We start from the raw sequence: 7,150 nt of genomic DNA, 5'->3' as shown, positions 1-7,150 counted from the left end.
CTTGTTTATCCCGGCGTCCGATATTCAGCAATGCCGATGGTGCGACTATGCTTCGGTGTGCGGCGCCCATGCGACGCGAATGGTCGAGAAACGTCAGTTGGAAGGCAATGGAGGACTGCTGGGTACGCTGCTGGAGGTGGAGAGCTATGGCTGATGCAAACGGGATGGATAGACTGGCCCATCTACAGGATCGCGAGCGCATTTTGACGGATCTGAACACGACGCTTTTAGTGGAGGCGGGAGCGGGCTCGGGCAAAACGACAAGTCTCGTCGGGCGGCTCCTTGCTTTGATCGAATCAGGAGTGCGCGTGGGAGAGATTGCCGCCATCACGTTCACCAACAAGGCGGCCGACGAGATGAAGGAACGATTCCGGCTGGCGCTGGAGCAAGCCTATCGGCAAGCGTCGGCGGGCGCCCCGGCTACTGCCGCGGACGCCCCCACCGCTGTCTTGGACGCACCACCTGTTGCTGCCGCGGGCTCCCTTCGCGCACAACGATACGCCGGTGCGCTTGCGAACCTCGATCTTGTTTTTATCGGCACGATTCATTCGTTCTGCGGTTCCTTGCTGCGCGAGCGTCCGATCGAAGCGGGGCTGGACCCTTCATTCGAAGAGATGGATGAGGAAAGCGACAAGTCGTTCCGGGAGCTCTGTTGGGACACTTATATGTCTGCACTAAACGAGTCGGAGACCCGCAAGCTGGAGGAGCTGATCGGCCTTGGCGTCGACGTAAATACGCTCAGGGACGTATATGATCGCGTATCGGGTTTCATGGACGTCGACCTGCCGGCGGAGGAACGGGAACAGCCCGATTGCGAGCGCATTAGTTCGACGTTGATTCCATTGCTGGATGCCGCTGCTCCTTTCCTTCCGGCATCCGAGCCGGCAAGCGGCTGGGATCCGGTGCAGAAGCTGGTGCGCCAAAGCCTGCAGAAGCTGAAGTATGAAAATTTGAAGAATGATATGTTCGTGTTGGAGCTCGCCAAGTCGTTCGACCGGAAGCTTGACGTGACATTAAACAGGTGGACCTCCAAGGAGCAAGCGAGCGAGATGAAGCGGCGCTTCCCCCAATGGCAGCGCGATGTATTGTTCCCGTTCCTTCAGGAGTGGAGGGAATATTTGTACCCCAAGCTGATTGCTTTCGTGCGTCCTGCGCTTGATATATGCCGGGAGCAAAGATTCGCGGCAGGCAAGCTGAATTTCCAGGATCTGCTTATGGAAGCGGCGAAGCTTGTCAGGGAGAACGGGGAGGTTCGGGCCTATTATGCCGCACGGTATACGAGGCTGCTTGTCGACGAGTTTCAGGACACGGATCCCATTCAAGCGGAGCTTATGTTTTTGCTGACGGGAGAAACAACCGGGAGCGGTCATGAACGCGATTGGCGCCGGTTGACGCCGCGACCTGGCTCGCTTTTCGTCGTGGGCGATCCCAAACAATCGATATACCGGTTCAGGCGGGCCGATATTTCGATCTATAATGAAGTGAAGGCGCGAATCGAAGGCTGCGGGGCGGTGCTTCGTTTGACGGCGAACTTCCGGTCGGCGCAAGCCATCGGCGATTTCATCAACGGCCAATTCGTCGGCAAGCTGCCGCAGGAGGAAACGGCGCATCAGGCCGCCTATGTGCATATGGAGACGAGGGCGGCTAATCCAGCAGGGAGCAAAAGCTCGCCGTTCGGCGTGTTTGCGCTTACGTATCCGAAAATAGCCGGAGGCAAGGCCGCCGTCGCTCAGCTCGACGCGGGGCGGATCGCCGCTTATATCGCTTGGGCTTGCGGCGGTGCAGGCAAAAACAAGAGCGGCATTCGCATCGCGGATAAGGACGGAGGGAGCCGCGCCGCGGTGCCGGGCGATTTCCTCATCCTGACGAAGACGCGCGAATTTATCCATCTGTACGCGGAGCAGCTGGATCTGTACGGCGTGCCATCCGATACGTCGGGGAGCCGGACGATCTACGAAGAGCTCGTTGCGCTCTGGCAGCTTACCCGTTACCTCGATGACCCCGGCGATTCCGCCGCCTTGTTAGGCGTGCTTCGGGGGATGTTGTTCGGCGTGAGCGACCGGGCGTTATGGGCCTATAAAGAGGCGGCGGGACGAATAACGCTCCATGGCATCCCGGATGCGGAGGCGTGCCCCGAGGAAGCTCGTCCCGTTCGTGCGGCGCTTTCGAAGCTTCGCATGTATCGGGATTGGCTTCGCGGAGATTCGAGCGCGATGTCGGTATTCGCGGCAATGATCGAGGATCTGGGCATTTTGCCGTACGTTTCGACGCTTCAAGCGGGAGCGGTTCGTGCGGGGACGCTCGTGCGATTAATGCAGCTTTTGCAAAATAACGCGGGATCAGCGGCCAACTGGCCGGCGCTTACCCGCATGATCGGCGAGCTGCTGGCGGATCGCGGCATGGAAACTTCCAGCTTGTACGCGGGCGGCAATGGAGCGGTACGCATTATGAACTTGCACAAGGCGAAAGGGCTGGAAGCGCCGGTCGTTTTCCTGGCTTGCCCCAGCGGCGAAACCGATCATGACGCGACGGAGTATATCGACCGATCGGGGGAGACGGCCAAGGGATATTTTACGATGAGCCGGAAAGTTGGGGAGTACGGTCGCGAGGTCGTTGCGCAGCCGCCGGGTTGGAGTGACATGAACGAGCGGGAGCGGCTGTTCGCGAATGCGGAGAAGGATAGGCTGTTGTACGTGGCGGCTACAAGGCCCAAGCAAATGCTGGTCGTCAGCTTGTACCCGGAACAGCCCGCCAAGTGCCCGTGGACGCCGCTTATGCATGGCATGGATCTGGTGCGCGAGCTGGACGTGCCGGAGCTGGAGCCGGAACGCAAGGAAACCGTCACTGTGACGCCGGATATGGTGCGGATACAAGAGAAGCGAGATGAGCGACTGCGGCGGCTGTCTGCTCCAACGTACAGCTTGGCATCGGTAACGGGGCAGACGAAAAACGGTGGGGAAATCCCGGAATGGTCGGCGACGGGAAGGGGGCTCGCTTTCGGCAGCGTAGTACATCGTGCGATCGAGCTCGCAGGCCAGGGACTGCAGGAGGAGAGAGTAGAGGCTGGCGTCAGGATGTTTGCCGAAGAAGAGGGACTTGCGGCCGAGCATATCGTCGATGCCGCGGCAATCGTTCGAGCCATCCTCGGGAGCGAGCTGTGGCAGCGAAGCCTGCGGGCAAAGCGGCGGTTGTTCGAAGTGCCGCTCATGATTCGGAAGCGGGTGACTGCCGAGGTGCTAAGTTCGTCGCGCGCTTCTGTGGAGCCAGGTCCATCGTACACTTCTGAGGAGGTAAGTGCGTCGTGCTCTCCTGAGCGAATGAATGCTGCGTCCCGAGCGGGGGACGCGGGTACGGACCTTCTTCTCCGCGGCGTCATCGACTTCCTCTTCGAAGAAGAGGACGGCTGGGTCATCGTGGACTTCAAGACGGACGCCGTGCCGGACGGGAGGCTGCAGTCGTTTATCGACTTTTATCGTCCGCAAGTGCTTGCATACGCAGAGGAGTGGAGCAAGACGTTTGGTTTCCCGGTTAAGGAAGCTGGGCTTTATTTTGCGGGGACGGGGACGTATGTTAAGGAAGGAACAAGCTGGAGCGACGCCTCGGAAGGATAAGCGCGTTCCGATCTTGCATGAGGGGCTGCTGTCGTCATGGATGAGGACAGCGGAGCCTCCGACGCTTGGAAATGGAGACGGTATCCATGAGAGTAGGATTCAGCATTCTGAAAGAAATAAAAGACAAAAGAGCCGCCCTTAGCGGGCAAGTGTATGGAATAAAGGATATCGAATTCGAACGGATGATAAAGCTGCTGGAGAAACAAGGTTACATAGAACGGGTATTGCGAGTCGGAGATCGATTTTCTCTAAAGCCGGTCAGGCTCTCGGAAAAAGGAGAGAGGTTCTTAATGGAGCATGCCGAGTTAGCGGATGAGTACCCTGACAGCATGGAAGAATTAAAAGAATGGGTTCGGGCGGATAGAGCGAAGGAATGACAGGAATTGTCCGCTATACGAGCTCATGATACAATTGGTGGGGAATATACGTTCGTTTTTGTAGCCAATGAGATTGTAAGGGGGAGGCGGATCGGCATGATGGATGACAAGGAGATTAAGCGCAAGGGCAATTCATATCCGGATAGAGTGAAAGAAGATAAAGTCACGTACGAGGACTATGCTTCTTTGGATGATGGCAACCGATATGAGCTTGCGAACGGTGTTTTGGAGTTAATGTCGCCTGGCCCTTCCGTTCCCCATCAAATTATTTGCGCTGAAATATTGAAACGAATGGCGGACACTTGCGATGCGGACTATCTGATTCTAAGCGCGCCCGTCGATTTGATCTTAAGCGCGATTGAGGTGCGTCAGCCTGATCTGATGATGATACATCGCAGTCGTCTAGGCATCGTGAGCCATCGCGGTGTCGAAGGACCGCCCGATCTGGTCGTCGAAATCCTGTCACCCTCCACTCTTCGAAGAGATAAGCTCGATAAGTCGCGAAGCTATGCACAATACGGCATTCCGGAATATTGGATCGTCGATCCCGCATTAGGCGCGCTCGAACGATATGAGCTGAATGGTGAAGCCTACTTGCTGTCGGAGATATTCACAGCGGAGATGACGGTACAGTCGAATCATATCCCATGCGTGTCCTTTACCATGGGGGACATTCTGAGCCGAGTGCCGGATCTATCGAATTGAAAATTAAGAATGGATAGACATCTGTTTCGGAGGTAATCCGGCAGATGTCTTTTTGCATTTAATGGAGCATCACAATGCAGAGACGGGGCAGCAATTTTTTTATTCAAATTTATTTAGGTTCGCTATATAATATGTTTAGTGATAAACAATTAGAGCGGGAGGGGAGAACGTGCACGATCTTACTAATGAGAACGATCGTAGAAGCGTTGACCATACGTTGAAAGGCAACTTGGACAGCCGTGTAACGCTCGAGCACTTCGTCGGCCACATGCAACGCATTCAGCGTTACCTGCGCTCGGAGGCGATCCATCAGAACCAGCCGGAGCTGACGCGCGTGCAATGGATGCTCCTCCGCCATCTGCGTTGCACGGAGGGAAGGACGATCGGGCAGCTCGCCGCCCATCTGGACGTGCGGGCGAGCACGATGTCCCAGATGATCGACCGGCTCGAGCTGATGAAACACGTCGTGCGGGAGAACAGTCCCGAGGACGCGCGGGTAAAGCTCGTCAAGCTGACGCCGAGCGGCGAAGAGACCATTGCCGGCATGGAAGCGGCCTGGCTGGAATCGCTCGAGGAGCCCTTCGCTCATTTCACCGAAGACGAGAAGCGGCAGCTTGTGGCCCTGATGGAGAAGCTGTCGTCGCATCTGCCTAGGAAAGGAGACTAACTCCAATGCCTTACGGGCGCTACATTCGAAAATATTGGAAAAGCTTTCTTCTCGCGATCCTGTTCGTCACGATCGAAGCCGGCGCGGATCTGATGATGCCGACGCTGCTCGCGAACATCATCGACGAGGGAATCGCGGAGAAGGATATGAACCACGTCCTCCAAATGGGAGGGCTTATGCTGCTCATTACCGCAATGGGGGCGGTAGCGGCTTCCATCCGCAATGTTGTGGCGAGCCATGTCTCCCAGAAATTCGGAGCTGAGCTTCGCTCGGATCTGTTTGCCAAAATCCAGTCGTTGTCCTTCGACAGCATGAACCAATTCGACCGCGGATCGCTCATTACGCGACTGACGAACGACGTAACGCTCGTGCAGAACTTTCTAAACGGGATGATGCGGATTTTCGTAAAGGCTCCCATTATAGGGATAGGCGCGCTGATTATGGCGATCCGGCTCAACTGGAATTTGTCCATTATTCTGCTTGTTATTGTTCCCATCGTCATTGTATTGGTAGCGCTTAATATTCGAATCGGGTTCTCGAGGTTCATGAACGTGCAGAAGTCCTTGGACAAGGTGAACGCGACGGTGCGTGAATATTTATCCGGCGTCAGGGTCGTCAAGGCGTTCAACCGATTCGACTACGAGGAAGAGAGATTCGAGAAGTCGAACGAGGAGCAGCGCGCCCGCTCGACGAACGCGATGCGGGCGATGTCGATCTTTAATCCCGCGATTATGCTGACGGTCAACTTCGGTATCGTGACGGTGCTCTGGCTTGGCGGGCGGTGGTTGAATGCCGATCTGCTGCCGGTCGGGCATCTTGTGGCCTTCGTCAACTATATGACGCAAATTTTGTTCGCGCTCATGATGCTGACGATGGTATTCACGATGTTCATCAGGGCCAAGGCGTCCGCGCAGCGGGTCGGCGAGGTATTCAAACAAGAGAACGGCATGACTTGGCGGGAAGAGGGGGAATGGGGAGGCGAAACGGGAGGGAGTGCGGGGGCCAAAGGCTCCATCGGCTCCATCGAGTTTCGAAATGTCACCTTCTCCTACGGCGGCGAACAAGGCAGCCCGGCGGTGGACGACGCGACCTTCGCATGCCGTCCCGGCGAGACGATCGGCATCGTCGGCTCCACCGGCTCGGGCAAGAGCAGTCTTGTGGAGCTGATTCCCCGCTTCTACGATGCGGACTCCGGCGAGATCCGGGTAGGCCATACGGATATCAGAGAGCTCGATCCGTCGGCGCTTCGGGAACGCATCGCCATCGTGCCGCAGCAAACCATGCTGTTTACGGGCTCCATTATGGACAACATCCGCTGGGGCAAGGAAGACGCGACGGACGAAGAAGTGGTGGAAGCCGCTAAACTTGCCGAGGCGCATGAGTTTATACAGCGGCTGCCAGAAGATTATCAATCCCTGTTGGGGCAGCGCGGCGTTAATCTGTCCGGGGGTCAGAAGCAGCGGATATCCATCGCAAGAGCACTGATCCGCAGACCGGACATTCTTATTCTCGACGATTGCACCAGCGCGGTCGATATGGTGACGGAGGCTCGCATCAAATCGGCGCTCAAAACTTATGCGCAAGGCATGACTTGCCTGCTCATCGCGCAGCGGATTACTTCCGTTATGGATACGGACAACATAATCGTTATGGATCAAGGAAAGATCGTGGACAAAGGAACGCATGATGAGCTCCTGGAACGCTGCCAGGTGTACCAAGAAATCTATCGTTCCCAGATCGGGAAGGAGCTGAAGACCGATGTCGTCTAATTCGAGCGGAAGCCAAGGCCA

5 protein-coding genes are annotated in these 7,150 nt (G+C 56.5%); all 5 read left to right on the top strand.

The genetic code is table 11. The features are described from left to right. Nucleotides 1-146 precede the first annotated feature (146 nt). The 5 genes from PAT3040_RS19050 (at nt 147) to PAT3040_RS19030 (ending at nt 7,129) form a co-directional block, all read left to right on the top strand. Nucleotides 147-3,611: a UvrD-helicase domain-containing protein gene (locus tag PAT3040_RS19050; protein ID WP_181376713.1), complete on the top strand. Its 3,465-nt coding sequence runs from the start codon at nt 147-149 to the stop codon at nt 3,609-3,611. 86 nt (nt 3,612-3,697) lie between these two features. Then, nucleotides 3,698-3,988 (top strand): winged helix DNA-binding protein, encoded by a 291-nt coding sequence (locus PAT3040_RS19045; protein WP_108993965.1) that lies wholly within the window; start codon nt 3,698-3,700, stop codon nt 3,986-3,988. Between the two features lie 96 nt (nt 3,989-4,084). Next, nucleotides 4,085-4,693: a Uma2 family endonuclease gene (locus PAT3040_RS19040; RefSeq protein ID WP_307719171.1), complete on the top strand. Its 609-nt coding sequence runs from the start codon at nt 4,085-4,087 to the stop codon at nt 4,691-4,693. A gap of 169 nt (nt 4,694-4,862) precedes the next feature. Next, a complete protein-coding gene (locus PAT3040_RS19035; protein WP_258235056.1) occupies nt 4,863-5,360 on the top strand; it encodes a MarR family winged helix-turn-helix transcriptional regulator in 498 nt (165 codons plus the stop codon). A gap of 5 nt (nt 5,361-5,365) precedes the next feature. Continuing rightward, a complete protein-coding gene (locus PAT3040_RS19030) occupies nt 5,366-7,129 on the top strand; it encodes an ABC transporter ATP-binding protein (RefSeq protein ID WP_108993964.1) in 1,764 nt (587 codons plus the stop codon). The last annotated feature ends 21 nt before the right edge of the window (nt 7,130-7,150 follow it).

The organism is Paenibacillus agaridevorans (assembly GCF_003112455.1).
Classification (GTDB): Bacteria; Bacillota; Bacilli; order Paenibacillales; family Paenibacillaceae; genus Pristimantibacillus; species Pristimantibacillus agaridevorans.
The sequence above is the reverse complement of the archived record's forward strand: the minus strand, read 5'-3'. Positions and strand labels throughout refer to the sequence as shown.

Coding starts and splice junctions, on each gene's coding strand:
- PAT3040_RS19045 (WP_108993965.1), top strand. CDS start 3,698: ATGAGAGTAGGATTCAGCATTCTGAAAGAAATAAAAGACAAAAGAGCC.
- PAT3040_RS19050 (WP_181376713.1), top strand. CDS start 147: ATGGCTGATGCAAACGGGATGGATAGACTGGCCCATCTACAGGATCGC.
- PAT3040_RS19040 (WP_307719171.1), top strand. CDS start 4,085: ATGATGGATGACAAGGAGATTAAGCGCAAGGGCAATTCATATCCGGAT.
- PAT3040_RS19030 (WP_108993964.1), top strand. CDS start 5,366: ATGCCTTACGGGCGCTACATTCGAAAATATTGGAAAAGCTTTCTTCTC.